At 68.3% G+C, this 26855-nt stretch carries 30 protein-coding genes; 2 read left to right on the top strand and 28 right to left on the bottom strand.

The window, feature by feature from the left end:
- Positions 1–184 precede the first annotated feature (184 nt).
- The 5 genes from ACN0TK_RS17680 to ccmI all read right to left on the bottom strand — a co-directional run bounded on the left by ACN0TK_RS17680 (position 185) and on the right by ccmI (position 4947).
- Complete coding sequence (locus ACN0TK_RS17680; protein WP_417310862.1) at positions 185–934, bottom strand: sulfite exporter TauE/SafE family protein; 750 nt, start codon at positions 932–934, stop codon at positions 185–187.
- 80 nt (positions 935–1014) lie between these two features.
- Positions 1015–1470, bottom strand: a complete 456-nt coding sequence (locus ACN0TK_RS17675) for a cytochrome c-type biogenesis protein (RefSeq protein ID WP_417310861.1) — start codon at positions 1468–1470, stop codon at positions 1015–1017.
- Positions 1467–3443, bottom strand: a complete 1977-nt coding sequence (locus ACN0TK_RS17670) for a heme lyase CcmF/NrfE family subunit (RefSeq protein ID WP_417310860.1) — start codon at positions 3441–3443, stop codon at positions 1467–1469. The genes ACN0TK_RS17675 and ACN0TK_RS17670 overlap by 4 nt, the downstream gene beginning before the upstream one ends.
- Complete coding sequence (gene ccmE / locus ACN0TK_RS17665) at positions 3440–3883, bottom strand: cytochrome c maturation protein CcmE (RefSeq protein ID WP_417310859.1); 444 nt, start codon at positions 3881–3883, stop codon at positions 3440–3442. Before ccmE ends, ACN0TK_RS17670 begins: the two co-directional genes overlap by 4 nt.
- Positions 3880–4947, bottom strand: a complete 1068-nt coding sequence (gene ccmI / locus ACN0TK_RS17660; RefSeq protein WP_417310858.1) for a c-type cytochrome biogenesis protein CcmI — start codon at positions 4945–4947, stop codon at positions 3880–3882. The genes ccmE and ccmI overlap by 4 nt, the downstream gene beginning before the upstream one ends.
- 135 nt (positions 4948–5082) lie before the next feature.
- Between ccmI and ACN0TK_RS17655 the strand changes: the two genes are divergently transcribed.
- Together ACN0TK_RS17655 and ACN0TK_RS17650 are read left to right on the top strand one after the other, a co-directional pair.
- On the top strand, positions 5083–6150 hold the full coding sequence (locus tag ACN0TK_RS17655) for a hypothetical protein (protein ID WP_417310857.1): 1068 nt from the start codon (positions 5083–5085) through the stop codon (positions 6148–6150).
- The gene (locus tag ACN0TK_RS17650) at positions 6147–8147 is read left to right on the top strand and encodes an FAD-dependent oxidoreductase (protein ID WP_417310856.1); all 2001 of its coding nucleotides are present in this window, start codon (positions 6147–6149) and stop codon (positions 8145–8147) included. Before ACN0TK_RS17655 ends, ACN0TK_RS17650 begins: the two co-directional genes overlap by 4 nt.
- 26 nt (positions 8148–8173) lie before the next feature.
- Here the strand turns inward: ACN0TK_RS17650 and ACN0TK_RS17645 are convergent, their stop codons facing one another.
- From ACN0TK_RS17645 to ACN0TK_RS17535, 23 genes are all read right to left on the bottom strand, one after another.
- Positions 8174–9406: a hypothetical protein gene (locus tag ACN0TK_RS17645; protein WP_417310855.1), complete on the bottom strand. Its 1233-nt coding sequence runs from the start codon at positions 9404–9406 to the stop codon at positions 8174–8176.
- An 83-nt stretch (positions 9407–9489) separates the two neighbouring features.
- Positions 9490–9978 (bottom strand): hypothetical protein, encoded by a 489-nt coding sequence (locus ACN0TK_RS17640; RefSeq protein ID WP_417310854.1) that lies wholly within the window; start codon positions 9976–9978, stop codon positions 9490–9492.
- 27 nt (positions 9979–10005) lie between these two features.
- Positions 10006–11451, bottom strand: coding sequence for a sensor histidine kinase (locus ACN0TK_RS17635; protein WP_417310853.1), 1446 nt, complete (start codon positions 11449–11451; stop codon positions 10006–10008).
- Between the two features lie 40 nt (positions 11452–11491).
- Positions 11492–12151: a response regulator transcription factor gene (locus ACN0TK_RS17630; protein WP_417310852.1), complete on the bottom strand. Its 660-nt coding sequence runs from the start codon at positions 12149–12151 to the stop codon at positions 11492–11494.
- A 95-nt stretch (positions 12152–12246) separates the two neighbouring features.
- Complete coding sequence (locus ACN0TK_RS17625) at positions 12247–12534, bottom strand: hypothetical protein (RefSeq protein WP_417310851.1); 288 nt, start codon at positions 12532–12534, stop codon at positions 12247–12249.
- A 295-nt stretch (positions 12535–12829) separates the two neighbouring features.
- A complete protein-coding gene (locus ACN0TK_RS17620) occupies positions 12830–13105 on the bottom strand; it encodes a hypothetical protein (RefSeq protein ID WP_417310850.1) in 276 nt (91 codons plus the stop codon).
- Positions 13098–16796: a baseplate multidomain protein megatron gene (locus ACN0TK_RS17615; protein ID WP_417310849.1), complete on the bottom strand. Its 3699-nt coding sequence runs from the start codon at positions 16794–16796 to the stop codon at positions 13098–13100. Before ACN0TK_RS17615 ends, ACN0TK_RS17620 begins: the two co-directional genes overlap by 8 nt.
- A gap of 3 nt (positions 16797–16799) precedes the next feature.
- Entirely contained in the window at positions 16800–17213 is a 414-nt protein-coding gene (locus ACN0TK_RS17610) for an NlpC/P60 family protein (RefSeq protein WP_417310848.1), read from the bottom strand.
- Positions 17210–18100: a DUF2163 domain-containing protein gene (locus tag ACN0TK_RS17605; protein ID WP_417310847.1), complete on the bottom strand. Its 891-nt coding sequence runs from the start codon at positions 18098–18100 to the stop codon at positions 17210–17212. Before ACN0TK_RS17605 ends, ACN0TK_RS17610 begins: the two co-directional genes overlap by 4 nt.
- Positions 18097–18723, bottom strand: coding sequence for a TIGR02217 family protein (locus tag ACN0TK_RS17600; protein WP_417310846.1), 627 nt, complete (start codon positions 18721–18723; stop codon positions 18097–18099). The genes ACN0TK_RS17605 and ACN0TK_RS17600 overlap by 4 nt, the downstream gene beginning before the upstream one ends.
- 335 nt (positions 18724–19058) lie before the next feature.
- Positions 19059–19610: a phage tail tape measure protein gene (locus ACN0TK_RS17595; protein WP_417310845.1), complete on the bottom strand. Its 552-nt coding sequence runs from the start codon at positions 19608–19610 to the stop codon at positions 19059–19061.
- Positions 19603–19809 (bottom strand): rcc01693 family protein, encoded by a 207-nt coding sequence (locus ACN0TK_RS17590; protein ID WP_417310844.1) that lies wholly within the window; start codon positions 19807–19809, stop codon positions 19603–19605. The genes ACN0TK_RS17595 and ACN0TK_RS17590 overlap by 8 nt, the downstream gene beginning before the upstream one ends.
- Positions 19806–20120: a gene transfer agent family protein gene (locus ACN0TK_RS17585; protein ID WP_417310843.1), complete on the bottom strand. Its 315-nt coding sequence runs from the start codon at positions 20118–20120 to the stop codon at positions 19806–19808. Before ACN0TK_RS17585 ends, ACN0TK_RS17590 begins: the two co-directional genes overlap by 4 nt.
- Positions 20121–20130: 10 nt before the next feature.
- Positions 20131–20544, bottom strand: a complete 414-nt coding sequence (locus ACN0TK_RS17580; RefSeq protein WP_417310842.1) for a phage major tail protein, TP901-1 family — start codon at positions 20542–20544, stop codon at positions 20131–20133.
- A 172-nt stretch (positions 20545–20716) separates the two neighbouring features.
- Complete coding sequence (locus ACN0TK_RS17575; RefSeq protein ID WP_417310841.1) at positions 20717–21106, bottom strand: DUF3168 domain-containing protein; 390 nt, start codon at positions 21104–21106, stop codon at positions 20717–20719.
- Positions 21103–21426 (bottom strand): phage head closure protein, encoded by a 324-nt coding sequence (locus ACN0TK_RS17570; protein ID WP_417310840.1) that lies wholly within the window; start codon positions 21424–21426, stop codon positions 21103–21105. The genes ACN0TK_RS17575 and ACN0TK_RS17570 overlap by 4 nt, the downstream gene beginning before the upstream one ends.
- Positions 21427–21434: 8 nt before the next feature.
- Entirely contained in the window at positions 21435–22013 is a 579-nt protein-coding gene (locus ACN0TK_RS17565; RefSeq protein ID WP_417310839.1) for a head-tail connector protein, read from the bottom strand.
- Between the two features lie 177 nt (positions 22014–22190).
- Positions 22191–23405, bottom strand: a complete 1215-nt coding sequence (locus tag ACN0TK_RS17560) for a phage major capsid protein (protein WP_417310838.1) — start codon at positions 23403–23405, stop codon at positions 22191–22193.
- A gap of 11 nt (positions 23406–23416) precedes the next feature.
- Complete coding sequence (locus tag ACN0TK_RS17555; protein WP_417310837.1) at positions 23417–23902, bottom strand: HK97 family phage prohead protease; 486 nt, start codon at positions 23900–23902, stop codon at positions 23417–23419.
- Positions 23902–24066: a hypothetical protein gene (locus tag ACN0TK_RS17550; protein ID WP_417310836.1), complete on the bottom strand. Its 165-nt coding sequence runs from the start codon at positions 24064–24066 to the stop codon at positions 23902–23904. The genes ACN0TK_RS17555 and ACN0TK_RS17550 overlap by 1 nt, the downstream gene beginning before the upstream one ends.
- Complete coding sequence (locus ACN0TK_RS17545; RefSeq protein ID WP_417310835.1) at positions 24047–24268, bottom strand: hypothetical protein; 222 nt, start codon at positions 24266–24268, stop codon at positions 24047–24049. Before ACN0TK_RS17545 ends, ACN0TK_RS17550 begins: the two co-directional genes overlap by 20 nt.
- A 37-nt stretch (positions 24269–24305) precedes the next feature.
- Positions 24306–25448: a phage portal protein gene (locus ACN0TK_RS17540; protein WP_417310834.1), complete on the bottom strand. Its 1143-nt coding sequence runs from the start codon at positions 25446–25448 to the stop codon at positions 24306–24308.
- 21 nt (positions 25449–25469) lie between these two features.
- Positions 25470–26744 carry a DNA-packaging protein gene (locus ACN0TK_RS17535; RefSeq protein ID WP_417310833.1) on the bottom strand — a complete coding sequence of 425 codons (1275 nt, stop codon included), beginning with the start codon at positions 26742–26744 and terminating at the stop codon, positions 25470–25472.
- Positions 26745–26855 lie beyond the last annotated feature (111 nt).

The following is a 26855-nucleotide window of genomic DNA, read 5'->3' as shown; positions in this document are numbered from 1 at the left end:
GCGAGGGCCGAAGCGCCCAGCAGACGCCGAGCGCGGGCAGAGAAAGTCGAACGCATGTGTGTCTCCTCAGTCGGACATTTGTCGTCGATGAACCAAGGTATGAATTGCGTCGCCTTTCTGCAGGGTGGCCTCCACCTTAAATCTTCGTAATGTCCTGCAATCACGGGATTTCACGGCGCCGCGATCAGGCCAGTGCCTCCAGCAGGATGCCCACCGCTACAACGCTGAGAACAATGCGAAAGCCCAGCCGGAACGCCCGCTCGGGTACGTGAACAAGCAGGCGGCTACCGATGAGCGTGCCCATCAGGCCTGACCCCACCATGGCAATTATCAGCGGCAGATAGTCGGCGAAGGCGAATCCCAGCGCGACGAACATGGCCAGTTTCAGCCCGTTCTGTGCGGTCATCAGCACGGCGTGGGTCGCGACCAGCTGATGGCGATCGGGCAGGCCCTTAAGGTAAAGCGCCACCAGCGGCCCAGTCGGACCGACGATCATCCCGAGCGCGGCAATTACCGCGCCGCCGAGCAGGCGAGCCGGGCCTGTCCTGGCGATGACCTTGGGACTGGGTATCCAGGTCGAGACCAGCACAAAGACGCCGATCGCAAACAGCAGGCCTTCTCCCGGGATGATGCTGACCAGTTGTCCGCCAACCAGCGTGCCGACCACGGCGCCGCTCGACATCCACAGGAAGTAGGACCACTGGATATGGGCGCGCTGCACGAGAGCCCGGCCGGCATTGGAGCCGAATTGTATCGCGGCGTGCAGCGGCACGATCGCCATCGGCGGAAAGACCAGCGCCAGGACCGCAACCATCAGCATGCCACCGCCGAGACTGAGCGTCGCGGTCACGAACGAGGTGAACAGGCTGAACGCCACCAGCCCGATGGCAAGCAGCGGGTCCAGTCCGGCGGGCAGGAAATCGGCAAGGGTCACAGGGCGCGGGTCCAGTCAGGTCCCTGCTCTAGCGTGGATGCGAGCTGCTGAAAAGCCGAGCGCGGTCCTCGCGTCCCAGGCTAGCTGCGCAGATCGTCCAGTGCCGCGGACTCTTCTGCGGTGAGCGCCGCGGTTTCTTCTGTCCCCAGGCGGCGCTTGCGCCGGACACCGATGGCGACGACCACGATACCGATCAGTAGCGCGGCCGGCCCGGCGATCCACAACAGCAGCGTATGGGGCGCCAGGACGGGGCGTAGCAGCACATATTCGCCGTAGCGGGCGACGATATAGTCGAGCACCTCGGGATTGCTGTCGCCCGCCACCAGCCGTTCGCGCACGAGCACCCTGAGGTCGTGCGCCAGGTCGGCATCGGAATCATCGATAGACTGGTTCTGGCAGACGAGACAGCGCAGCTCGGCCGATATCGTGCGGGCTCGCGCCTCAAGCACCGGATCATCCAGCACCTCGTCGGGCCGCACGGCGAGCGCCGGCATCACCAGCGACAACACCATCAGTAGGGCCAGCAGCGCCCTCATGATGTTGCAGCGCCCATGCCGCGCGCCCGCGCCGGGCGTGGCGCCCCCACCCGCAGCCGCCGGTCACTCAGCGACAGGAAGCCGGCCAGGGCCATCAACACCGCGCCGAGCCAGATCAGCGTGACATATGGTTTGTACCAGACCCTCAGAATGGAGCTGCCATTGGCCGTCGGCTCGCCGAGCTGCACATAGAGCTGGGAGAAGCCGTAGGTCTCGATCGCCGCCTCCGTCGTCGGCATGCCGGACGCCGTATAGACGCGCCGTTCGGCCGCGGTCGTGCGGGTGCCGCCGGAGGCGTCGGTGATCTCGAAACGCCCGGTATCGGAGACGAAGTTCGGCCCTTCAACATGGGTGATGCCGTCAAAGCGCAGGTCGTAATCCGCCAGCGTAATGCTCTCGCCGGGCGCCATGGTGGTCACCTGTTCGATCTGCCAGGCGCTGGCCGCGACGACACCGATGACGCTGATGCCCAGGCCGAAATGCGCCAGCGCCGTCGCCCAGGTGCTGCGCGGCAGGCCGACGAGGCGGCGGGCAGAATTGCGGATATCGGTGCGGAACAGTTTGCTGCGTTCGGCCAGTTCGGCGAGCGCCCCGAATGCGACCCAGAAGCCGAGCAAAAGTCCGATCGGGGCGAGCGAGATCTGTGCCCCCGCAAGAGCGAAGCAGAGGATGGCGAAGAACAGCGCCAGTCCGGCGGCACCGGCCAGCCGCTGCGTCGCGGCAACCAGATCGCCCCGCTTCCAGGCGAGCAGCGGCCCGAAGGGCAGGATCACCAGCAGCGGCGCCATGATCGCCCCAAAGGTCAGGTTGAAGAACGGCGCACCCACCGAGATGGTCTCGCCCGTCAGTGCTTCGAGCAGCAGCGGGTAGAGCGTCCCCACCAGCACCGCCACGGTGGCGCTCGACAGGAACAGGTTATTGAGGATCAGCGCGCCCTCGCGGCTGATCGGCGCAAAGAGCCCCCCCACCCGCAACGACGCGGCGCGCATGGCGAACAGCGCAAAGGCCCCGCCGATGAAGGCCGCAAGGATCGCGAGGATCACCATGCCGCGCGTCGGATCGGAGGCGAAGGAATGGACCGACGTCAGGATGCCCGAGCGCACCATGAAGGTGCCGAGCAGGCTGAGCGAAAAGGTGATTATCGCGAGGAAGACGGTCCAGATCTTCAGCGCATTGCGCTTTTCCATCACCAGCGCCGAGTGCAGCAGCGCAGTTCCGGCCAGCCAGGGCATGAAGCTGGCGTTCTCCACCGGATCCCAGAACCACCAGCCACCCCAGCCGAGCTCGTAATAGGCCCAGTAGGAGCCCATGGCGATGCCGAGGGTCAGAAAGCACCAGCTCAGAAGCGTCCACGGCCGCACCCAGCGCGCCCAGGCCGCGTCGAGCCGGCCCGAGATCAGCGCCGCGATGGCGAAGGAAAAGCAGATCGAAAAGCCGACATAGCCCGCGTAGAGCAGCGGCGGATGCACGGCGAGCCCGATGTCCTGCAACACCGGATTGAGGTCCTTGCCGGCAAAGGGCGCGGGCGACAGGCGCAGGAACGGGTTAGAGGTAAACAGCGTAAAACCGATGAAGGCGGCGGCCAACAGGCTCTGCATGGCCAGCACCAGCGCCAGCAGGTCGCGCGGCAGGTTACGGCCGAACGCGGCCACTGCGGCGCCCATCACCACCAGAATGAGCACCCACAGCACCATCGAGCCTTCGTGGTTGCCCCAGACTGCGGTGATCTTGAACAGCAACGGCTGGGCCGCCGTCGAATGCTCATAGGCGAGCGCCAGCGAGAAATCGGAGACCACAAAGGCCTGAATCAGCGCCGCAAATGCCGTGGTGACGAGCAGGAACTGCAGCAGGGCGCCCTGCTGCAGATAGGCCGATATGGCCGGGCGGCGCCAGAACATCAGGCCGGTGATCGCCGACACCGCGGCAATCGCGAAGGCCAGCACGAAGGTGAAATGGCCGAGTTCGATGCTCATTGCGGCGCACCCTCACGCTGCCACTCGCCGCGCTCCTTGAGCGCCTTGACCACTTCGCGGGGCATATAATTCTCGTCGTGCTTGGCCAGCACATTGGTCGCGGCAAAGGTCCCCTGCGGCGTCAGGCTGCCCTCGACCACGACGCCCTGCCCTTCGCGGAACAGGTCGGGCAGCAGGCCGACATAATGCGCGGTCATTTCGCTTTCGCCATCGGTCACGACGAAATCGCTGGTTTCGCCGTCACGCACCCAGCTACCGTCTTTCACCAGCCCGCCGAGGCGCACCGGTTCTCCGGCGGCAATCTGCTTTTCGCGCAGTTCGGAGGGCGAATAGAAAAAGACGATCTGATCGCGCAGCGCGAAAAAGATCAGCCCGGCGGCGAGCACCAGCACCGCGCCAAGTCCACCAATCACTGCAAGTCGCTTCTGCTTCCGGGTCATTTCGCCATCAGTCCATTGTCAGCCGCGAGCACGTCGAGCTCGATCCGCTCGCCGGCATCGGGATAGGCCGCACGGGCCGCTTCATAGGCCGCCTGCGCCTTGTCGGTCTCACCCAGCACCAGGCGCGAGCGCACCAGCCGGGTCCATTCCTCGATCGTCCCCCCCTCGGCCGCCAGCCGTTCGGAGAGCCCTTCGACCATGTTGCGGATCGCCGGCGCGTCGGTCCCGCTGTCGATACCGGCGAGCCCGTCTTCGGCGGCGGCGAGCCCGGCCCTGGCCGCTTCAAGCCACTCGGCGCCTTCTGGGGCCATATCGATCATCGCCTGCCAACGGCTCCTGGCGTCGGCATAGTCGCCGGTACGCATGGCGTTGCTGGCCAGATAGTAGCGCGAACGCACGTGCGCGGGGTCACGCGCCGCAGCGCTTTCGAACAGCGCCAGCGCGTCATCGGTGGGCGTGCCGCCATTGGCCATCATCAGCGCCTCGCCGAGGTCGGTCTCGCGGTCCGCCGTCGCGCCATCGAGCGCGATGATCCGTCGAATCGCCGCCGCGGCTTCCTCGTAGCGGCCCGTCTGCATGTAGACCGGCGTGATCACCGTCCAGCCGCGCAGGTCGTCGGGGTCGGTCGCCAGCCGCTTCTCGATCTGGGCTATCGCGTCGTCGAGACTCAGTTCGGCCGGCGGCAGTTCGCGCTGCGCCAAAGGCTCCGATGGCAGCTCCGGGTGCCCGAGGAGCGAATAGGTGCCGAGCGCCAGGATGGCGGTCGCCAGCGCGGCAACAGCCACGAGCCCGCGGCCACCCGAACTTCGTGCCGGTGCGGACGCCGTCTCGGCTTTGTCCTTCAGCCGCATCGCCTCACGCGCCAGTTCGGCCTTGGCGGCCACGCCTTCGGCTTCGCCCAGCCGGCCCTGCGCGATGTCGGCTTCGATCTCTGCAAGTTGTTTGCGCAAGTGCTCGCGCTCGGGCGCAGACACGCCTGCGTTGACCGTCCGCCCCACCCCCGCATAATACAGCGCAGCGGTGGCGACCGCGGTAACCACCAAAGCAAGTGACCAGAACATCATGGACAGTCGGCAGCCTCATCACACGGCAATACGCACCCGCCGTTCTATAGAGGCTTTTTACTTCGACTTGCAGGCCCCCACAGCCTTGTGTGCCGGGCGCATCGTCGCAGGCCCGTTCGGGCGCCGGTTCGCCTGATGGTCGATACGCCCGATTTCGAGCATGTCGTGTTCGGCTCGACCCCGCTGTGTGCCCTGCTGGCGGGGCTATTGGCCAGCGCGCATGGCCGGCGGGTCTGCCTCGTCGGCGATCCGCATACGGCATTCCGCCTGCATCACGGGTTCGACCTCGCCATCGACGTCATGGCGCGACCCGAAACGCTGACGCTGCTGCAGGGGCTGACCGAAGAAACGCTGAAACTGATCAATGGGCTCGGCAAGGGGCTGGTCGAGCGAATCGATCCGCTGTTCATTTCCGAAACCGCGCAGAGCAGCGCCGGGCTCGATCACTTCCGGCATCTCGCTCTGGCATTCGGCTATGGGGTCGAGCCGATCGTTGATCCACAGCTTTCGGCGCATGCCATCTGCCGGGTCCGCGATGTCGCCATGCTGCCCCCTGGGCGGATCGAACCGGCGCTCGAAGCCTGGCTCGACGGGCTGGGTGTGCGGCGCCTGGCGCGCAGCACCACCGAGATCTGGTTGCGCCGCGACGGCACGGTGCGCCTAACCCATAACGATAGCGAGCTGACCGGCGCCAATGCCGTCCTCGCCGACGATGCGGCCGTCACGACCCACGTCCCCGAGGACCAGCGCGACAAGATGCTCGTGAGCGAGAGCCGGCTGCTGTTGCTCGCCGAACCCGACCGCGCGGTCCCGGGGCCATTGCTCTGCTGGCTCGATCGCGGCGTCAGCGTCAATCAGGCCGGCCGCGCCGGCATCGCTGTCGTCGCCGGCGGCGATCCCGCGACGGCGGCGCAGCGCATCGGTGCCAGCGCGGCCCGGCACGGGGCGTTGAAACGCGCCGGCGAGGCGCTGGTGCCGGCGCTGAGGACCGCCGACGGGGCGCCCTATCTCGGCACGGCGCGCAATAGCCGGGCGACCGTCCTCGCCGGCTTCGGTCCCACGGCCGCCTTCTTCGCACCGGCCATCGCCCGGTACATTGCTGGCGCCGCGCGCAGTGACGAAGCCGCCTGGTTTACCGCCCGGGGCGCCTCGCGCGGCCGCCCGCGTTCCAGCGTGACCGATATTTCGATGGTGACCGCGTGACCCAGCCCAATCGTCTGCCAGCCAACGCGGCGCACGGCTTCGGCGGTGGCGCACTCGATCGCGGCAAGTCTCTGCGTTTCCGGCTCAATGGCCGGCTGCTCGAAGGCTATCAGGGCGATACCGTTCTGTCGGCGGCGCTGGCAGCCGGGCTGTTCATTTCGGGCCGGCATGGCGACGAGCCGATTGCGCTCGACGAAGACTTCGCACCACCCGTCGTACCGCTGCACGGCAAGTCCGCCCTGCCGATGGACCGGACCCCGGCGCAGGATGGCGTCGATTACCAGACGCTGGGGCTGCGGCGCGACCCGATCGCCTCGCGCGGCATGCTCGGCCATCTGCGTCATCTGCTGCTCGGTCCGGCCCGCACCCTGAACCTGCGCTTCGATGATGCCGCCGGCATTCTTGCGCCCTGGCTCGACGCGGACCCCGATACCGAACTCAGCGCCGATCTCGTCGTCATTGGCGCAGGTGTTGCGGGCCTCGCCGCCGCGGTCGCGGCGGCAGAAGCGGGGCGCTCGGTCATTGTCGTCGAACGCACGCCGGACGTGGGCGGTATGGCCGTCTATTTCGGCGCAACCGACGATGAAGAGCGGCCGCGGGCCAGGATCCAGCGTTTGCACGAGGCCGCGCGCGCCGCCGGCGTGCAGTTTCTGCTTGGCACCGATGCGCTGCGGCTCATCGGCAGCACGGTCATCGCGCATCAGGTGCGCATAGATGGCCCCGTGCCGACCGGCGCCGTGCTGTCGATTACCGGCAAACGCATTGTCATCGCTACCGGGGCGCGCGAACGGCTGCCCCTCTTCCCCGGCAATCGCACGCCGGGCGTCGTCGGGGCCCATGCGGCCTGGCGGCGTGCCGAGCGCTATGGCATCTGGGCCGGCCGCCGCGCGGTGATCGCCACGCCCTATAGCGTCGCCTACCGGCTGGCGCTGCGTGCGGCCGATGCCGGTGTCGAGGTGCAACGCATTGTCGACAGCCGTATCCACCCGCACTCGCGCTATGTGGATTTCTGCAAGGCGACCGGCATCACCCTGGCCTCGGGTCTGGTGCCGAGCGGCGCCCGTCCGCTGGCCCGCAACAAGCCCGGCCTGTCGGTGTCTTTTGCCGTGGCGATCGCGGAAATTGAGCAGGACAGTGCTGCGATAGAGACCGACCAGTTGATCGCTGCCGGCAGCTGGCAGCCCGACCTGTCGCTGTGGCTGGCGGCAGGCGGCAGTGCGCACTGGGACGCCAAGATGAACTGGGTCGCCGCAGACGGCACGCTGGAGCATGTCACGCTCGCCGGCAGCGCGGCGGGCTGGCTCAGCACACACGCCGTCGAAGCCAGCGGGCGTGTCGCCAGCGGGGTCGCGCGCGGCAAGGCTGCCAAGATCGAGGAGAAGCTGATCTCGGAGCTTTATGAGACGCCCGATGCCCCGACGTCTGTCGCCCCCTACAGGGCCGATGTTCGCGGCGCTACCTATCTCGATCACGGCCGCACATTGGCGACGCGGCGCGATACCGCAAGCGAGCGCAATGGCGCGCAGACCCTCTCCATCCACGCCCGGCCGCTCAGCCTGGGTGACGTCGCCGCAGCAGTCTCTCTGGGGTTGATCGCCGCGGACAGCGCCGGCGCAGTGGCCGAAGAGCGCTGCATGACCGGGATCGAGATCACCAACACCGGCTGGACCGTGCCAACCGGTCCCACCGCGCCTGAAACCGATCCGCCGCCCTTCCCCGTCTGGCTGACGGGCCGCTTTGGCGACAAACCGAACGTCGCCGTGCTGAAGGCCGGTGACGCGCGCGCCTTCGGGATCGGCTGTCTGGTCTATCAGACATCAGATGCAGGTGATCCGGCTGCGGCGATCGGTGTCATCTATGCGGCGCGGCCCGGCGGCGGCGGTATTGCCGTTACTTCGCATCTGCCCGAGGGCGCCGACATGCCGCTGTTCGTGCGCGATGCCGGCGGGATGATCCGTGCCAGCGTGGCCGAGCGGCTGAAAGCACCGAAGCGCTGATCTGGGGCTGAAGTTTGGGCCGGCGTTCAGGCGCCGCGGCGCTCGATGGTATCCTTGGCCCGGCGCAGGGTCTCGGCATATTCGTGGTTGAAGCGCAGTCCGACCATCTTGATCGCTCCGTCCAGCCGCGCGGCGATGATCCGATCCTGCGGATCGGCGCGCAGGAAATCGAGATTGCGCTGCACATGCATCTCAAGCGCCTGACCGACATGGGCCCAGGTCTCTTCGAACAGCGAGTTGAGGGCCAGCGAGTTGCGGCACTCGCGCACGGTCGCGAGCACGTAACAGCCATTGAGGGCATTGAGCACCGAATCGGCGTCGAGCCGGTCAGCGCCCTCACGCGACTTGCGCAGCGCCCGGTTCACATCCGGCACCAGGTCGCGCAGCTTCGGCGCCAGCAATTCGGACACCTGCTTGATCAGCGCGGCCGACAGGGTCGACCAGCGGCTGCCGCGTTCCAGTTCGATATAGGTCGAAACGGCATGGATCAGCCGGTGGAACCGTTCGACGGCCCGGCAGGTGAGATCGATGTCGGCAAAGGGGCCGAGCTGCGTCAGCGTCGGGATCACTGCCTGTGCGTGCGAATAGATCGCATCGATCAGCGGCGCAAACCCGGCCCGCTGTAGCCGCGCTTCGCTGTCTTCGCCGGCATTGCGCACGGCCGCCGCGACCAGCCGACCGGGGTGGTTGACCTGGCCGATCGCTGCCTGCATCAGCAGCGCAGCCACCTTGGGATTGTCGCGCGGGAAGGACTGCAGCGCCTGCATCAGCGCCGCCTCGTCGGTGATCGAGGCAGCAGCGCGGCCAAAAGCTTGGGCTTTCTCGAGCGCCGTCCGGCAGCGGAGCGCCGTCAGCACGATCGGCAGACGCGGCAGCACCTCTTCGCCACCGATCTGGACGCGCAGGCGGCGGGCCAGCTCAGAATTGTCTTCGGTTGCGGCCACCGCGTCGCGGGCGCGCTGCACCAGCTCGGGCAATTGCAGTTCCAGCGCCTCGCGCGCACCGGGCCGGGTGTCGATCGTCGTCAGATCGATGAGGTCGGGCGCAAGGTCACGGCCCATCCAGGTCCAGATGAACTGGGCGTGCCTGAGCGTCACCGCGCCGTCGAAGTCATGCGCAGCAGGGTCGGGCACAAGGACCGAATCGATAAGGCCGAGAAAGGGTTGGCCGGCAAATCCAGGCGCTGGCGCGAGCGGTGCCCGACGGCCGGATGCGGCCGTCGACTCGTCTGTCGGTACACTGTGCGCGGGGCTGGCCATGTCACCGCAAACCCTAGTGGCTCACGGTAAACAAAGCTTTTCGTTTTAGGGGTTTACCCCTGAACGCGGCTGGGCGCAGAAGCTCAGCTGGCGACGCTCCAGGTGCCGTCGGCGAGCCGGCAGGCCGTGCCCTTTTTGGCATAGGTCTGGCCACCTACCTTCACGGTATGGGTGAAGTCGCGGCAGTCGGTAGTGTTCACCCGCACATAGGGGCCGACAACAACATCGCCGGAGGCGCCACGATCGCCGGCCCAGGCACGCGGCGCGCCAGGACGGCCGAAGGTCAGCGCGTTGTACTGCGCGCTGGCGGCCTCTGTCCGCTCCTTGGGGCTGAGCTGGGAGAGCGCAGCGGCATCGAGGAACGACGAGGGATCAGTGATCGCCACCTCGGTATTCACGCTCGCTGTGGTGGTCGGCACAGAGGCCGGCGCCAGCGTGGCGGTGGGCGCCTGCAGCGAGCCCAGAGCCGTCGGCTGGGGCAGCGTCGGCCCCAGATCGGCAGTGGTTCGCGACGTACTGCACCCGGCCAGTACGAGCATGGCGACAAGAGGGGCGGCACGAAGAATCTGCATAGCTGGTCCCGACGGCGGTTGCCCGCCTTATTCCTTGCGTAATGAGGCGAAAGTGCGGAGGCCACCCAGCTTTGCAGCGGGCAAGCGGAGCTCCGCGAGCACGCCGCCAAGCACCGAGCGCTTGAGCTGCAGCGAGCCGCCATAGACATCGACCAGTTCCTTGACGATGTCCAGCCCGAGCCCCGAACCGGGCGTTTTTTCGTCGAGACGGACACCGCGGCGCAACACTTTCTGCGCCTCTTCCTCGCTCAGGCCCGGGCCGTCGTCCTCGATCTTGATCAGCAGGTTGGCCGTCCCCCCCTGCCGTTCCGCCAGCAGCGAGACGCCGACCTGGCCCTTGCTCCACTTGCAGGCATTGTCGAGCAGGTTGCCGGCCATTTCCTCGAGATCGCCCTCGTCGCCGCGGAACCAGGGCAGCGAGGCGTCTGGGCGCACCATGGCGATCGTGGTCGTGGGGTTGAGCTTTTGCATCACCCGCACCAGCCGCAGCATCAGATGCGTGGCGTCGGCCTTTTTGCCCACCATCGCCGAGCGCGCCGAAATCCGCGCCCGGTCGAGATAGGTGGTGACCAGTTGCCCCATCTTGTCGGCTTCCGACTGCACGACGCGCGACAGCGGGTTCTTGGTGTTGGCGGCCGCCTCGTTGCGCAGCACGGCAAGTGGCGTTTTCAGCCCATGCGCCAGATTGCCCACCTGGCTGCGGGCCCGCTCGATGATCTGGGTGTTGGAGCGCAGCAACTCGTTGATCTCGTCGGAGAGCGGCGCCAGCTCGGCCGGGTAGCTGCCATCGAGCGCCGCCTGTTCGCCCTCGCGCACCCGCTCCACCTCGTTGCGCAGCCGGCCGATCGGCCGCAGCGCAATGCGCGAGACGATGGTCAGCATCACCGCCAGCATCAGCGCCACCGCGGCCAGAACGATAAGCGTCTGGCCGCGGAAATCCTCGACCAGCTTCAGGATCTCGTCGAGGCTTCCGGTCACCATGATGTCGAGCGGCACGCCGTCGACCGTCAGGGCCCGCTCGACCACCCGGATGCGGGTGCCGAAGGGATCGGTCATCACAGTCGTGCGCGTATTGGTGTCGTCGAAACCGCCTTCGATGGTCGGCAGCACCGTCCCGACATAGGAATTGGAAAAGTTCAGCAGCCCGCCGTTTTCGCCCCGGATCAGCCAGTACCAGCCGGAACCGGTGCGGTCGAAGCGCGGGTCGGCAATCCGCACGCCCGGCCCCGACGGATCAGAGATCAGCGCCAGGTCGGTCAGCGTTTCGACATGAAATTCCAGCGTCTCCATCAGGCTGGTGTCGAGCGCGCGCGAATAGAGTTCGGTGAGCAGAAACCAGGTCGCACCCAGGGCCACCACCAGCCAGATGGCCGACAGCCAGGCCAGCGAGGCGGCAATTGAATTGCGTTGCCGCTGCACGAACTGCGGCAGCGGCATCAGGCGTTTCGGCCATGTGATCGACGGCAGCTTCATGGCCCCGGGTCTTCCGCCGCCGATGCGTGGCGCACGCCGCTCAGTCTTCCGGAATCTGGTAACCCATGCCGCGCACGGTCTGGATCACGTCCTCGGGCAGTTTCTTGCGCAGCCGGCCGACGAACACTTCGATCGTGTTGGAATCGCGGTCGAAATCCTGGTCGTACAGATGCTCGGTCAGTTCGGTGCGGCTCACCACCTTGCCCTTGTGGTGCATCAGATAGCTCAACAGCCGCAGCTCGTGGCTGGTCATCTTGATCGACTGACCGTCGACCGTCACCTTGCCGGCCTTGACGTCGAGCCGCACCGGACCGGCGGTGATCTCGTTGCTGGCCTGGCCGGCGGCGCGGCGCACCAGGGCGCGGACCCGGGCCAGCACTTCCTCCATGTGGAAGGGCTTGGCGACATAGTCGTCGGCACCCGCGTCGATGCCCTGCACCTTGTCGCTCCAGCGGTCGCGGGCGGTCAGCAGCAGCACCGGCGTCTTCTTGCCGGCGCGGCGCCATTCCTCGAGCACCGACAGACCGTCCATCTGCGGCAGGCCGATATCCAGCACCACCGCGTCATAGGGTTCGGTATCGCCGAGGAAATGTCCTTCCTCGCCATCGAAGGCCACGTCCACGACATAGCCGGCTTCCGTCAGCGCGTCCTTGAGCTGGCGATTGAGGTTTTCGTCATCCTCGACCACGAGAATCCGCATCGACCCATCCCTCTGTTTGCCGGCCCGGCGCGCAGAAGCCCTCTCCGCGCGGCCCCCGTAGTCAGGCCGGTTCTGTTGGTGTCATACCCCCTCGCCTACTCGGCGGGCAAGGTAACCTGTTCGGCGCCATATCCCTTGAGGATGCTGACGCGCCAGACCCATCGACCGTTGACCTTACACAGTTCCGGCACCGAGCTGATCGGCTTGCCGGTTTCACCTGCGGCCGCCAGCGCGTCCGACAGCTGCATCGCCCGGCCGGAATTGGTCATCTGCTGCGCCTGGCGCTTGTCCAGGCACTCCTGCGCCGCAACCGGCCCAGACGCGCCAAAACCCAGCGCAAGCGCCAGTCCGGCCGTCGCAAATATGGTCAGGATCTGTTTCATGTGGCGCTTATGACGGGGACGGGCTGAATGGGGGATGAACGATCGGCTGGGGCAAACACGCAAAAGAACCAGGCGATACTAGGTGCCAGCGTTCGCCATGTCTTCCGTTTTTGCATCCGGCACGACCGACAGCCATAAACCCGCGCCAGTGGTGAGGCTCGTCCATTGGTTCACTGGGCGTTTCTAGCGATCGCAATCTGCGTGGTGCTGCGAGAAAAGACATCGGTCTGCCAGACCTTTACAGGCTATGGCTCAGGCTGAGATGCAGCTCATCCGCTACAGATTTGCAATATGCCTACCCCTTCATCCCCTTCCTCAGGAACAGGATCGCGAGGCCTTCCATCAGCAGCTGGCCCGCCGCCTGGCCTTCGAAGCTGGGCAGGTCGACGCCGACCAGCTGGCTGAGGGCCGCCAGCACCATGGCTGCGGCGACGATGTAGGTCTTGAAGCCGTCGAGAAAGCCGAGTGTCATCAATAATCTCCTCAGGTTGGATGTGATCAGTTTAAAAACCAGTCGCGCCTGCGCGTCGGCCATGGCCTGACGCAGCCGGTCGCCCAGGCGGTCAGACATTGCAGGTCACCCGCGCCGCATGGCCGGGGCCATAGACCGGGCTCAGTTGCGCCACGCTGACGTCGAAGCCGCTGGCCGGGCCGCCGAAATCGGCGAGTTGCTCGGCGGCGGAATAGCTCGCGGCGGACGTTGACACCTCGCGGCTGCGCACCAGCTCGGCGCCATCGAAGATCGAGACGAGATAGGCTTCGGGCGTCACCTCCAGCGGCACCTCGGCCGCCGCCCAGCCGCCCGCGTCGGCCCGGCTGCGGCGCTGCCAGGTGACGGCGATCGCCCCATCTGGCGCCCGCGCGCAGCGCAGATGCGCCGGCGGCAGCGGCAGCAACGGCGCTGTATCGAGCGCTGCGGCAAATCCGGTCCCTGTCGCGTCGTGCCGCCCGGCAAAGCCGCGCAGCTCCAGCGGCGCACCGAGCCATTCGGGGTCGACCTCCACCGTCGCGACGGCGTCGTCCAGCACCAGCACGCGATTACCCGGCGCCGCCGGTCCCATCGCCGGGTCCGTCCCGTCCAATCCGCGCAACAGTCGCCGCAGGCGATAGTGCCCGGGTGCCAGCAGTTCAGCGCCCGCAAAGCCGATCGCTTCCCAGCCGCCGGCATCGGTTACCACCAGCAGCCGGTTGCCGCCGGCCAGTGCCGCCAGATCGTCACTGTCGGCGACATGACCGCCATAAAGCCGGATCTCCACTGCGCGCCCGTCCCAGAGATGGATTGGCCCGGCAGCGAGCGGCGTCAGCAGTTCGCCCATTGCCGCTGCCCGTGTCAGACGCGCCAGCCGGGTTCCGGTGGCAGAATTCGTCACATCGACGCTGCCGGGCCAGGGCGTCGCATAGGCGGCGAGCAGCAGCCGGGTCCGGTCCGACGTCGCCGGGTCGGGCGGCACCTGTGCTGCCAGCAGCAGCGGCGCGGCAGCGGATGCCGGGGCCTGTGGGCCGCGCGGCGCATCACCCGATGTCGTCACCGGTCCCGGCGGCGGCAGGGGGTTCAGCGACAGCTTCCGGGCCAGCCCATCACGGATTTCGCTGACGACGAAGGGCCCACCGCCCTCCCCCGGCAGCGCCAGCACATCACCGGGCTCCAGCGCCAGCCAGCTCGGCGGCAGGCTGAGGTCCAGCGTCTCCCCCGCCGCACGGGCCAGCAGCAGCCGCTCTGTCGCCAGCCGCGCGCCGGCCCCGTCGAGCACCATCCCGGCGCTTTCGCTCGCCTGCCCCGCCCCGCTCAGCCGCAAAGCTGTCGCCGTCGCGGTCAGATAGTCCCGGTCGCGTGCCGCATAGCTCAGCATCAGCTGCGCCAGCTGCTCCGCCGGGTCGGGCCGTCGCCGCGCCAGCCGCGGCGCGTCATCCGCCACCAGATCGTCTGCGGCCACACTCACCGCGTCGCGCCTTGGCGCTGCACCGAACACCAGACCGCCCGGGCTGTTCGCGGGCGCGAGACCGGTCACGCCCAGCGGCCCGGCCATGGCGTCGCGCGCCGGGCCCAGCCGCTCGACGGTCAATCCCTCGATCAGCGGCGCTGCCGCATCCGCCGCGGCGAGCGGCACGCCGAAATCCGCGGCGATCGCCGCCAGCAGTTCGTCGCTCGCCGCCCCGCCCAGCCGGCCGTTCAGCCAGTGCCCGGTCGCGTGGTTTTCGGCATCCGCCCAGGTCGCTGCGTCGCCGGGAAAGGCCGGAAACGGCCGTGCATCCCAGGTCCAGAGCGAGATCCGGCCGGGGTCCACCATCGGCCCGGCATAGACCTCCGACACGGGATTCTCCGGCCCGGCCCAGTGCGCCAGATGGGCGCGCAGGAACTGCCGCTGCGCCAGCGCGTCGGGCGTGCCGGCCGAAAAATACGGGCGCGTGTCTTCGCTGCTTTTCGCATCGGGGAAGGCATTGGGCTGGTTCGCGCCCTTGTCGACGGCGCCACAACCGAGTTCGGTGAACCAGACCGGCTTCATCCCCGGGACCCAGGCGGTCGGCAGGCTCGCCCGCACGCCCTCGACCCGGTCGTGATGGGCATGGCTCCACCAGCCGGCGATGTCCTTGACCCGCCAGATCCAGTCCTCGCCATGGGCGCCGTCGACGATCGCCGTGCGCGTTGCCGACAGCCGGTCCGCCGCGCTCGCATAGAACCAGTCGAAGCCCTCGCCGCCGGCGATATTGGCGCTCAGATAGGCCAGTTGATGCGGCCCATCCCACAGCGCCGCATCGGGGTGATCCTCGCCATCCCGCCAGTCGGCGAGCGGCAGGTAGTTGTCGATCCCGACGGCGTCGATATTGGCATCGGCCCAGAGCGGATCGAGGTGGAACAGCTTGTCGCCCGGCGCCTCGGGCGGCTGGTAGCCGTGATATTCGCTCCAGTCCGCCGCATAGGTGAGCTTCACCTCCGGCGCCAGCGCCCGCGCCTCCGCCGCCAGCCCGACCAGAGCGTCGACGAAGGGAAAGCCGCCGACTGCGTCCTGCAATGTCGTCAGCCCGACGAGTTCCGAGCCGAGCACCAGCGCGTCGCAGCCGGTCTGGGCCGCCAGTGCCGCGTGGTGGCGCACGAAGCGCCGGAAGCCCCAGTCCCCGGCGCTGCCGACGAAACCCCCGATGTTGTCTGCATCCCCGGCAATCCGCCCGCGCCAGGGATAGGCGGGCTGCCCCATGGCATTGGCTTCGGGGATATCCATCAAAATCATCGGGTACAGCGTCACCGCCAGTCCCCGCGCCCGCAGATCGGCAATCGCCGCCTTCAGCGCCGCGTCCGATGGCGTGCCGCCATAGGCCGGGCCGCCGCCATGCTGGCTCACCACCTGAGCCGCCCCCCGGCTCAGCCCGGCCACCGACCAGGTCGTGCCCTTGACGCTACGGCTCGCCGCCTCGACCTTGGGGCGAATGCTGCAGTGGCCGCAGCGCAGATCGTCGCCGAACCAGGCGGTCACCAGCGACACGTGTCCGAGATTGGGGCAGAGCGCCTGCAACTCGTCGAGCGACAGGGTCCAGTCGCTCTCGAGCGCGCTCAGATGCGCGTTCTCGGCCGCCGCCGCGCCCGGCCCGACCAAGCGCACCCGTGGCACCGGGTCATAGCCGAACTCGGTCGCGCCGGGGATCAAAGTCACCGAGCGGATCTGCTGTTCCAGCTCCCCCACCGGGCGACAGAGTTCGGCCGAAATGGCCGGAATGCGGTTGCCGAAGAGGCCAAGCGGCAGCCGCTCGAACACAAGGTAACAGAGCCCCCGATAAGCCGGTGCCGCGTCCGGGTCCTGCCGCGCCTCGATCAGGCTGTCGACATCCTGCGTCTCGCTGCCGGTATAGAACCTGAGGTTCAGCCCTGCCGTTTCCAGCACTTGCCCGTCCGCCCAGATCCGCCCCAGCCGCGCCACCTCGCCCATGCAGAAGCCCACCGCAAAGCTCGCGACGATCTCGCGCGGCTCGGCCTCGCTCGTCCCCTTGGCGCCCGAGGTTTCCGCCGCCAGTTCCTCGAGTTCGGTCGCCCAGATGATATTGCCGCCCAGCCGCCCCCAGCCATAAAGCCGCGGGATCGCGCCGCCTTCGGCCGAGCCGGTCAGCCGGATGTCCGCGCCGGGCGCGGGTTCGGGCTTTTCGGCAAACAGCGCCGCATCCACCGCGCTCCCCGCCATCGCCCCCAGCGCCCGCCCGATGGTCGCGCCGATCGGCCCGCCGACCGCGCCGCCCACCACCTGGCCGGCGACCGAAAGTGCAAGAGTGGCCATGGTTCAATCCCCCGCCGGAAACCCGAAAATTCCACTCACGCGGCGCAGCCAGCCGAGGGTCAAATTTCCCTCGACCACCCCCAGCCGCTCCTGGGCATGGACGAACCGCCCGCCCCCGAGCGCAATGCCGCAGTGACGCGGCAGTGGGCTCATACCGATGCGGAACAGCAGGATCCGCCCCGGCGCGATCTCCGCAGCCGGCACCAGCCAACGCGCCGCCAGCGCCTGCAGCTCTTCCGCGTGAGACATGTCGCGCCAGTCGGCCCGGTAGGCGGGCAGATCCGGCACCGTGCCGCCCGCCTCGCGCCAGACGCCGACCAGCAGCCCGAGGCAATCGCAGCCCGCACGACGGGTCGCCGCGCGGTGACGATAGGGCGTCCCGATCCAGCCGCGCGCGAGGTCCGCGATCTCGTTCATCCGACCAGCTTCCGCCCGTCGAGCACCATGCCGTCGCGCGGATAGCGCAAGACGAAATCGCTGCCGGGGATGTGCGGAAAGCCGCGGAAGTTCTCGGCATTGGCGAAGCGGCTGCGGCAGGTGGCGAAGCGCCGGTCGCATCCCACCGTCGCCACCAGCGCCGCTCCCACCGTCACCCAGTCGCCCACCGGCGCGGCGAAGCGCAGGAGATCGACACCGCCCAGCCGGTCATGCCCGACGATCCGGTCCTTCAGCCCAGCTCGCTGGCCATCGCTCCAGCTTGCCACGCCAAAGCCGAAGTCGCCCGCCGCAAAACTCTCCAGTCCGGTGACGGCCAGCCGGAAGCGGTCGCGCACCGCCGCCACCGTCGCCTCTGCCCGCCGCTCCGGCGCCAAGAGATCGACGCCGCAGCGCGCATCGCCGAGCTCGGCATCGCAGAGCGCCTGATAGAGCCGTCCTTTGGGCTGGTTCAGCCGGTGCTGGCCCGAGCGCAGTTCGGCGCGAAACATGCCATCCTCGCTGATGATCTCGCCGATCGTCGCGCGGCTCAGCAGCAGCCGCTGCTCCGGCGCCCGCCAGTTGACCCGCCAGGTCTCCACCGCGGCGCCGTCATAGCGGCCGAGTTCGATATCGGCCGCGCTGATCGCCTCCGAGGTCAGCACACCCGCCACCTCCGCCGTGGCCGTCGCCGCCCCGAGGCGCGCCGGAGTCTCGGACCCGTCGAGCCCATGCGCCGGCAGATAGTCGGTGCCACCGAATTCCAGCTGCCGGTCGTGATCGGTGAAGCCCAGCACCACGCCATCGGTCCGCGCAATGCGCCAGCAGGTGGCGAGCGTCGTCGCGCCACTCGCGATATGGGCGGCAAAGCCCGGATCGAGGGTCCTCATTCGCGCACCTCGATCACCGGGATCACCGGCGCCTCGGCGGCGTCGAAGCCGCTCAATTCGATGTCGAGCCGGTCGGTGTCGAAGCGCACCGGCACGTCGAAGACAAAGCCAGCGCTCACCGCCGCCCCTTCTGCCGGTGCCGTCCCCAGCGTCACCACGCCCGTCGTCGCATCCACCGCGACATCGGCCATATCGAGCTCGACACCGGCCACCGCAACGCGCACCGAACTGTTGACCGGCCTGGTAATCGGCCTCAGATACGGGTCGAAATCCGCGCCGTAACGCTTTGTTAAGGCAAATGAAACGTTAACGCCGTCGCCCATACCGATCACCTGGTCAAGCGGCGTCGGCGCCCCAGCGCCGTTCGAGGAAAAATCCAGCGCATCGCGCCACAGGAAGCTGTGAAACCGCCCGCGCCGCTCCTCGAAAAAGTCGAGCACTGCCAGCATGTCGGCGCGCGATTTCACGCCATAGCCGGCATTGTAGCGCCGGCGCGACCCTGCCCAGCGGCTATTGCGCTCCTCGCGCCCCGATGCCAGCGTGACGATATCGGTCGCCCGCTCCGGTCCGCCCCGCGCACCGAGCGCCACATCGAGAGGGAAACGTACGGCATGGAAAGCCATGAAAATCCTCTGGTGTACGTGTTTCGCAGTCCGTCCGGCGCTGTCTGTAGCGCTGCGTCAGGCGACGACGTCCTTGCCGCTTTCGGCGACCTCGAGCGCTTCTCGGCCTATTTCGGCGGGCACATGGTTTTCGGTTGGCCACCCAGCGCTGCGGCTTTTCCTGGGGTCTGGGGCCAGCGGAACGCGCAACGGTTCCGACGGTTGATGCGGCAGCACCACGGCGACCTCACTCTCGTGCATCGACCGCCACCGGTGCGACTGACGCTGATTTCGCGACTGCCGGCCCGCCTCGATCGCGACGGGCGCGCCAGGCTTGAACGCCTGCTTCCGGCCAGCTAGCTCCCCCGCGTCCCGCGCTTGACCGCGCGCAGCAACATGGCGCCAACCTCGGCCTCGCTCGCCGCAAAGCTGCGCGCGTCCTGGGCCGTGACATGCATCGTCACATTGATCGCGCCGCCGCCCGAGCCTGCCGCGACGCCGAGACGGCCATCGCTGCCGCGCCGCAGCGGCAAGATCGCTTCCGGCCCCGCCTCCCCGGCGACACCCAGGCCGCCCGAGGTCGCGAAATAGCTCGGTGCCGCCACGACACCGCCCTTGGCGAAGGGAGTCACGCCGCCGAGCGCCGGATTGGTGGCGGTGAAGAGGCTCTCGATGGCACTGGAGGCCAACAGCTCCAACGGCTTGAACGCGGCTTTCAACGCAATGTCGGAAAAGCTCCGCGCCACGTCGCCCAGCACCGATTGCAGCGAACGCCCATCGAGTACCGCGCCGCGAAAGGCGCGGCTCAGCGATTTGCCGACGCCGTCAGCGAGGTCCGAAATCCGGTCGAGCTCGACGCCGATATCGCTCAGCTCGGCGCCAAGCCGGTCGTCAAATGGATCAGCCATGTTTCACCTCATCGGGAAAAGCCTGCATCAGATCGGCAAAGCGCTCCCGCCCGGGCGCGGCACCCGGCCTGGCCGTGCCCATCGCCGCCGCCAGTTCACGCGGGGTCAGCGCCCAGAAGTCCCGGCTCGACAGACGCAGCGTGCCGAAGCCGAAGCGCATCGCCGCTGCCCAGGGAAAGCCCTGCACCGCCGCCCTCATGCCGCCTCCCCGAAAGTCGCGCGCAGCAGCCGCGCCGCGATCTCGGCAGCGCCCTGCAGCCCGCCCTCGACCCGCATGCGCGCCAGGTCATCGTCGCTGATGGCGTTGCCCCCGCCACGCAGCCCGGCCCCGAGGATCGCTGTCAGGTCGCGCGCCGAGACGCGTCCCGCCGCAAAGCGCTCCGAAAGCCCCACGAGGTCGCCGGCCACCAGCCGGTCCTCGAGCTCGGCCAGTGCGCCGAGCGTCAGGCACAGCACGCGCTCCTCGCCATCGATCACAGCGGCGATCTCGCCGCGATGAGCATTCGCCACCTCGGCCTCCCTAGCTCGCCGCAAAGCCGAGCGCCCCGGCACTTTCGAGCGCGATCTCGAAGGTCACCTCGCCGGCATGGTCGGCGGAAAACTCGAGCGCGACGATCTGGAAAGGACCCTCCACCGTGCCGAAATCGGGCAGGATCAGCTGCCAGGTGCGGATCGTCCCGGCAAAGAACAGCGCGCGGATCGCGGCGTCCGAGGCCTGGTCCTTGAAGATCCCCGCCCCCGAAACCGCCGCACGCTTGATGCCGCCGCCGGCCAGCAGCTCCCGCCAGCGCCCAGCGCTTTCGGCATCGGTCACGTCGATCGCCGCCGCGTTGAAGGCTAGCGCGCGCGTGCGCAGCCCCGCCACCGTCACGAAACTGCCCGCGCCCGTCTCGTCGAGCTTCAGCAGCATGTCCCTGCCACTCTGCGCCGCCATCGGCACCTCCATCTGGATAAAGACTTCCGGGGTGGCGTTGACCGAAGCGCGCGGCCCTATCCACCGTCATCCCCGGGCGAAGACCCGTGGACCCTGTTCGGCATCGCGAGGGTGCCCGGGTCTTCGCCCGGGCATGACGACTGCCCATCCGGCGGGAGCGGAATGCCCGCTGCTAGACCGCCTCGGTGAAGAACCTGAGCGCCACCAGCGCGCGGGCCCGCCCGGTCTCGGCGTCGATCGCCGTTTCCGTGCGCTCGTGCCGCCAATGCGTCACCACCAGCCCGCCGATCTCAAAGCTCTCGGCGACTTCCAGCACCCGGTCTGCCAGCGCGAGGGCCTCGGCACGGCTCGGGCTCTTGGCCCAGGCGTGCATCGCCAGCCGGTGCTCCCAGCCCGGCGCGGCATCGCCGTCGCGCGGCACGAGATCATGCCGGGCAATGGCCAGAAAGGGCGCAGCGGTATCGCGGGTCGGCGCATCAAGCACCCCGACCCCGGCCAGCGCCGCATCGGCCTGCAGCGCCGCGACCAGTCCCGCCTGCAGCATGGTGATCGGGTGCGTCATCCCAAGAACTCCCGTTCGCTGCACGGGCAGACAAGCCAGGCGCCCCTCCCCTCGAGATCCGCGGCCGCCAGCACCTCCAGCCGCCGCCCGCGATAGATGAACCGGTCGCCCGGCCGCACATCGCTGCGGTGCCGCATCACGACACTGTGGCTCGCCACCGCGCCACGCCCGTCACCAAAAGCCGCCTGCCGCGCCGAGAGCGCCGATACCCGGGCCCAGAGCGCCGTCACCGTCACATAGAGATATTGCGTGCCGCCGGCCCCGTCCTCGGTGGCCTCGCGCCGCTGCAGCTGCACGCGGTCGCGCAGCGTCCCGACCATCGGCGGCTTCACAGCCGGGCCCGCCGGTAGGGTGTCAGCGCCCGGTCGAAGCCCGCCGGCACCACCGCGCCCGAGCCCGCCACCAGCACCGCGTCGCGGTTCTCGAACCAATAGGCGACCAGCTGCAGCATGGCGGCCTTGATGTCGGCCGGCACCGCCTCCGGTTCCGCCCCGAAGCCCGCGACATAGTCGATCTCGAGCCCCAGCCGTTGGCGCAGCGCCGGCATGCCCGCCACCGTCGCCGGCAGCAGCAGCCGCGCCGGATGCACCCCGGTTTCGGGGGTGAACTGGGCCAGCGGCACCATATGTTCGTCGTCGTCATCGTCGAAGGCGCGGATCGCCGTCAGACTGATCAGCGGCGCGACGGGCAGCGTCACGACGCGGTCCGCCGGCCACTGGTCGAGCACCAGGCGCCAGCTCTGGGTCAACAGCGCCCGCCCGGTCAGGCTCTCGACATGCAGCCGCGCCGCCGCGATCAGCGTCGTCACCAGCGAGTCTTCAGCCTCGGTATCGAGCCGCAACCAGGCCCTGGCCTCAGCCAGCGCCAACGGCTCCACCGCGGGGCCCGCGAGGAGATAGGAGATCATGAAATTTTCCTGGAGTGTTGGGAGAAGCCGCCTCGCCCTTCGACAGGCTCAGGGTGAGGCTCACCAACTCATTGCACGGACGCCGCTGCCCTCATGGTGAGCTTGTCGAACCACGAGGGCTTGGCACCTGTGTGGCCCCGCCATGCGGGGCTCCGGACCGAGCCATTTGCCCCTTCCTTACGCTGAGAACTTCAGCAGCTTGATTGCGTCGAAGTCCTGCACGCCGCCGCCGACCCGCTTGGTCGTGTAGAACAGCACATAGGGCTTGGCCGAATAGGGGTCGCGCAGCACGTTGACGCCGGTCCGGTCGACCACCAGATAGCCGCGGCGGAAATCTCCGAAGGCGATCGGGGTCGCGTCGTCGTCGATGTCCGGCATGTCCTCGGCCTCGACGAGCTCGAAGCCGAGCAGCGTCGCCTTGCCGCCGACGCTGTTGGCCGGCTGCCACAGGTAATTGCCGTCGGCATCCTTCAGCTTGCGCACCGCGGCCTGGCTGCGCCGGTTCATCACCCAGTTGGCGTTCTGGCGATAGCCGGCCTTCAGCGTATAGACGAGGTCGATCAGCGGATCGGCCGGTTCGCCCGCCGGCCAGTCGCCGGTGACGCCCGTCGCGATGAAGCCGAGACTGTCCCAGGCCCAGGCGCTTTCGGCCACCTGCGGCACGGCCATGAAGCCCTTGGGCTTGTTGATGCCATTGCCGGTGACGAAGGCCGTCGTCTCCTGCTCGGCGAAGGCGGCGTTCACCTCCTCGGCGATCCAGGCGCCGACATCGACCGCCGCATCATCGAGAAAGGCCGCGGTCGCCGCCGGCATGGCGTAGAGCTCGGCCGTGGGGAAATCGAGCTGGTCGATGGTCTGGCTGCTGGTTTCCGGGCGCGCCGCGGTTTCCGCCACCCAGCCGACCTGCGGGCCGCTCAGCGTCACCGGCTTGCGATAGACCGCACTCGACACCGTGCGCACCGAGGCAATGGCGCGGATCGGCGACAGCGCCGCCAGCCGGGTCAGGATCTGGGTCTCGGTCTCGGCCGGCACCAGATAGCCGCCATCGGGGTTGGAGCCGATCGATAGCGCCTTTTCCTCGCCGTGCTTCACATAGGCGGAAAAGGCGTCCTTGTACTCGTCGCCGAGGTCCGGGCGCCCCGCTTCCAGCGGCGGGCGGCTGCGTTCGAGGCTCAGCCGGTCCATCGCCGCCTTGGCGCCATCGAGCGCGCCGTTCAGCCGGTCGAGCTTGTCGAGCGTCAGCGGGTCGGCACTGCCGCGCCGCTCCAGCTCGTCGAGCCGAGCATCATTGGTCTGCTTGAAGTCGTCGAAGGCGGTCATGAACTCGGCAAACAGCGCCTCGCTGCCGCCGGCCTCGGCCTTGATCTCCAGCCCCTTGGTCGTGTCGGTCATCATCGGTCCTTTCAGGTCCTCAACATGTCGATGGCCGCGCGCAGCGACCGTTTGGCGCCCGCATCGGGGCGCGGCGCGATGCGGGCCTCGGCCAGCATCGGGAAGGTGACGACGGAGATCTCCCACAGGTCGATCTCGCTCAGCCGCCGGCGGCGGCCACCGGCCTCGCGGCTGGCCCGCACGGTGCGAAAGCCGATCGACAGCCCGTCGACGGCGCGGCTCTCGATCAGCCGGCGCAGCCCGTCGGCGCGTCCGACGCCGGGGATCAGCCGGCCTTCGGCCCACAGCCCGAACCCGTCCTCGGCCACACGCTCCCACACCCCGATCGGCTCTTTCGGGTCGTGCTGGAACAGCATGCGCAATCGGCCAGCGCCGCGGCGCGCCAGACTCTTGGCAAAGGCGCCAGGCAGCACCCGGTCACCGCTTTCGTCGAGCCGGTCGAAAACGCTGGCATAGCCGGCAAAGCGGCCGTCGGCGTCGATGGGAATGGGCAGCATCAGCGCTGGGCCCTCCGCCCGGCGCTCCGTGCGGAGCGGCGGACCACCGGGTTCCGCTCCGGCTTGCCGCCCGCCTTGGCCGCCGGCTTTGCCATGGCGCCCGCCAGGTGCCAGGCGAACTGCCTGAACACCTGCCGCGCCTGGTCACGATCGGTCCTTGTCACTGCCGCCATCCTGGCCTCCCTGCATGCGAAACAGCTGATTGAGCGCCGCGATCTCGCGCACGAAGTCGTTGAAGCGGCGGTTGGCGGCGACCAGCTCGCGCAACGCCCAGCCAAGCAGCGCCGTCGACCCCGCCGCCCACAGAAACAGAGTCAGATGCGCGAGATCGCCCCGCGTCACGAAAGTGCGCGTGAGTTCATCCATGGTGATGTCCTTGAAGAGTGTGCCGCCGCCGCGCGGCCTAGCTGCCGATACCCAGCATCCGGCGCTTTTCGTCGTCCGACAAAAACTCCGCTGCGCCGACGCGGGCCCAGAGCTGGCCGCGTTCCTCGGCCAGCGCCTCGATGCCGTCGAAATCGGGCACGAGCGCCACATCGCCGAAGCCCGGTCCGAGCCAGCCGCCAAGATCGTCGGCGACGCGGCGCACCAGCGGCATCACCGTCGTCCGCCAGAAGGCGCGATTGGCTTCGACGAGGTTCGAATAGGTGTTGTCGCCGGGGATCCCCAGCAGCATGGGCGGCACGCCGAAGGCCAGCGCAATCTCGCGCGCCGCCGTGTGCTTGAGTTCGATGAAATCCATCTCGGCGGGGCTCAGCGCCATGGCCCTCCAGTCGAGCCCGCCTTCCAGCACCATCGGCCGCCCGGCATTGCGGGCACCGGAAAAGCCGCTCTCGAGTTCCGCCTTCAGCCGGGTGAACTGTGCCTCGGTCAATTGCCCCTCGGCGGAATAGACCAGCGCGCCGGAGGGCCGCGCGGCATTGTCGAGCAGCGCCTTGTTCCACTCGGCCGCGGCGTTGTGGATGTCGAGGCTCTGTGCCGCCGCCTCGAGCGGCGCCATGCCATAGTGATCGTCGAGCGGGTGGAAAAGCGTCAGGTGCAGCAGCTCGGCGACTGGCGCGGTATCTAGCCGCAACTGCCGGGTGCGCCCGCCCGCGGTATAGCCATAGCCGAGCGGATAGCCATCGCGGCCGAGGTTGACCCGCAGCCGGTCGGGCCTGAGACCATAGATAGCCTTCACCTCGCCATCGACCATGCCGGCCTCGAGATAGGCGTTCCCGGCCGTCTGCAGATAGGCATAAACCTGTTCCAGCAGTTCCGAACCCGCAAGGCGCGCATTTGGCCGCGCCAAAAGCGTCAGCAGCGGGTGCTCACTCAGCCGGCGCCCACCTTCATCAACCACCAGCGGCACGCGGTTGGCCGCCTCGGCGATCATCCGCACGCAGCGATAGACCACCGGGTTGCGCATGAAGCCCTGGCTCGCGAGGCTGACGAAGCCGCGCCGGCTCCAGCTCGGATCGGCCATCGCCGTCAGCGCCATCAGCGTCTGCGGCGCCGCCTTGGTCTCTTGCGGCGCCCCCATCATCCGGCTGAACCAGTTCGGCATTGTTTGTTCCTTGTTCATCGGTCAGACCACCCGCACCCTTGGCTCGGCCCGGCCCAGCAGCAGTTCGGTCAGTGCCCAGACCAGCGCATCCACCCGATCCGGCGAGTGGCCTTCGGCCAGTCCGTCGGGCCCGAAGGCGCACATTTCATCTTCCAGCGCGGTCAGCCCGGCGACATGGGTCACCCGGCCATTGGCGTAGAGTGCCGCCACCGGTTCGGCCCGCAGCCATTTGCCGTGCCGCGCCGTCACAGCACGCACCGGCACATCGGGGTCGACCTGCGCGATGATCGATCGCACCATGTCGCCGCCCTGGTTGGTTTCGGCGACGATGCAATCGGCAGAAAATTCATGAAACGCCGCCACGGCCCGTGCCGCCCAGGCCTCGGGCCGCGCCGGTGCAAAACTGAAATCGGCGAGCACCACGGCATTGTCCGCGCCCTCACGCGCCGCAACGACAATGCCGCAGGCGTCCGATGTCTTGCGCGCGGTTGCCGGCGGGTCCACGGCCACAACGCAGCGGCCGCGATCCCCGCCGGCCTCTGCCCGGCGCAACAGGTCCCGCCGCCACAGCGCGTCGGGCAGATCCTCGATCAGCTCGCCCTGCAATTCCTGCCGGCCGAGCACGGTGTCCTGGTAGCGCGCGACAATCGCCGCCATGAAGGCATGGGCGAGATTGTTGCGGTTTTCCTCGGTCGGCATCCGCGTCACCACCGTGCCGTCTTCGGTCATCAGCCGTTTCAAGAGCGGGATGGCGCGGGGCGTCGTTGTCACCAGCTGCCGTGGCCTCTTCCCCAGCCTGAGGCCGAACTGCAGCATGTCCCAGGTGGTGATGGCCCTGGGCCACTTGCCCAGTTCGTCACACCAGGCAGCTGCAAACTGCGGCCCGCGAAAGCGCTCCGGCTGGCCGGCGCCGAGAATGATGCCCTCGACGCCATTGGGCCATCGCAGCCGCTGGCCGGTCACGATCGGACGCTCGTCGTCCTCGTGCACCATCATGATGCCGCTCGGCCCGTCGACCATCACCTGACGCGCTTCGATCATCGAGGCGCCGACGATGGCGATCGGTGAGACCTCTGCCAGCGCCAGCCCTTTCACCCATTCCGCACCGGCCCGGGTCTTGCCGGCGCCGCGGCCGCCCAGCAGCAGCCAGGTGGTCCAGTCGCCGTTCGGTGGACGTTGCGCCGGGTGCGACCAGAACCCCCAGTCGCGCATGAGGATTTCCAGCTCGTCCGGGCTCAGGCCCGCGGCAATCCGGTCGGCCCAGGCCTGTTGCTCTGCCGTCGGCTGCCGCCTCACTCTGCGGCGATCTCCCCCAGCCGGCGGGCAATCTTTTCGCGCAGCTCCTGCATTTCCTTGGTCTGGCGGACGATCTTCTTTTTGGTCGACGGCCGGTCGCGCAGCTTGATC

The sequence above is a fragment of the Devosia sp. genome (genome assembly GCF_048261455.1).
Taxonomy (GTDB): domain Bacteria; phylum Pseudomonadota; class Alphaproteobacteria; order Rhizobiales; family Devosiaceae; genus Devosia_A.
The sequence above is the reverse complement of the archived record's forward strand: the minus strand, read 5'-3'. Positions and strand labels throughout refer to the sequence as shown.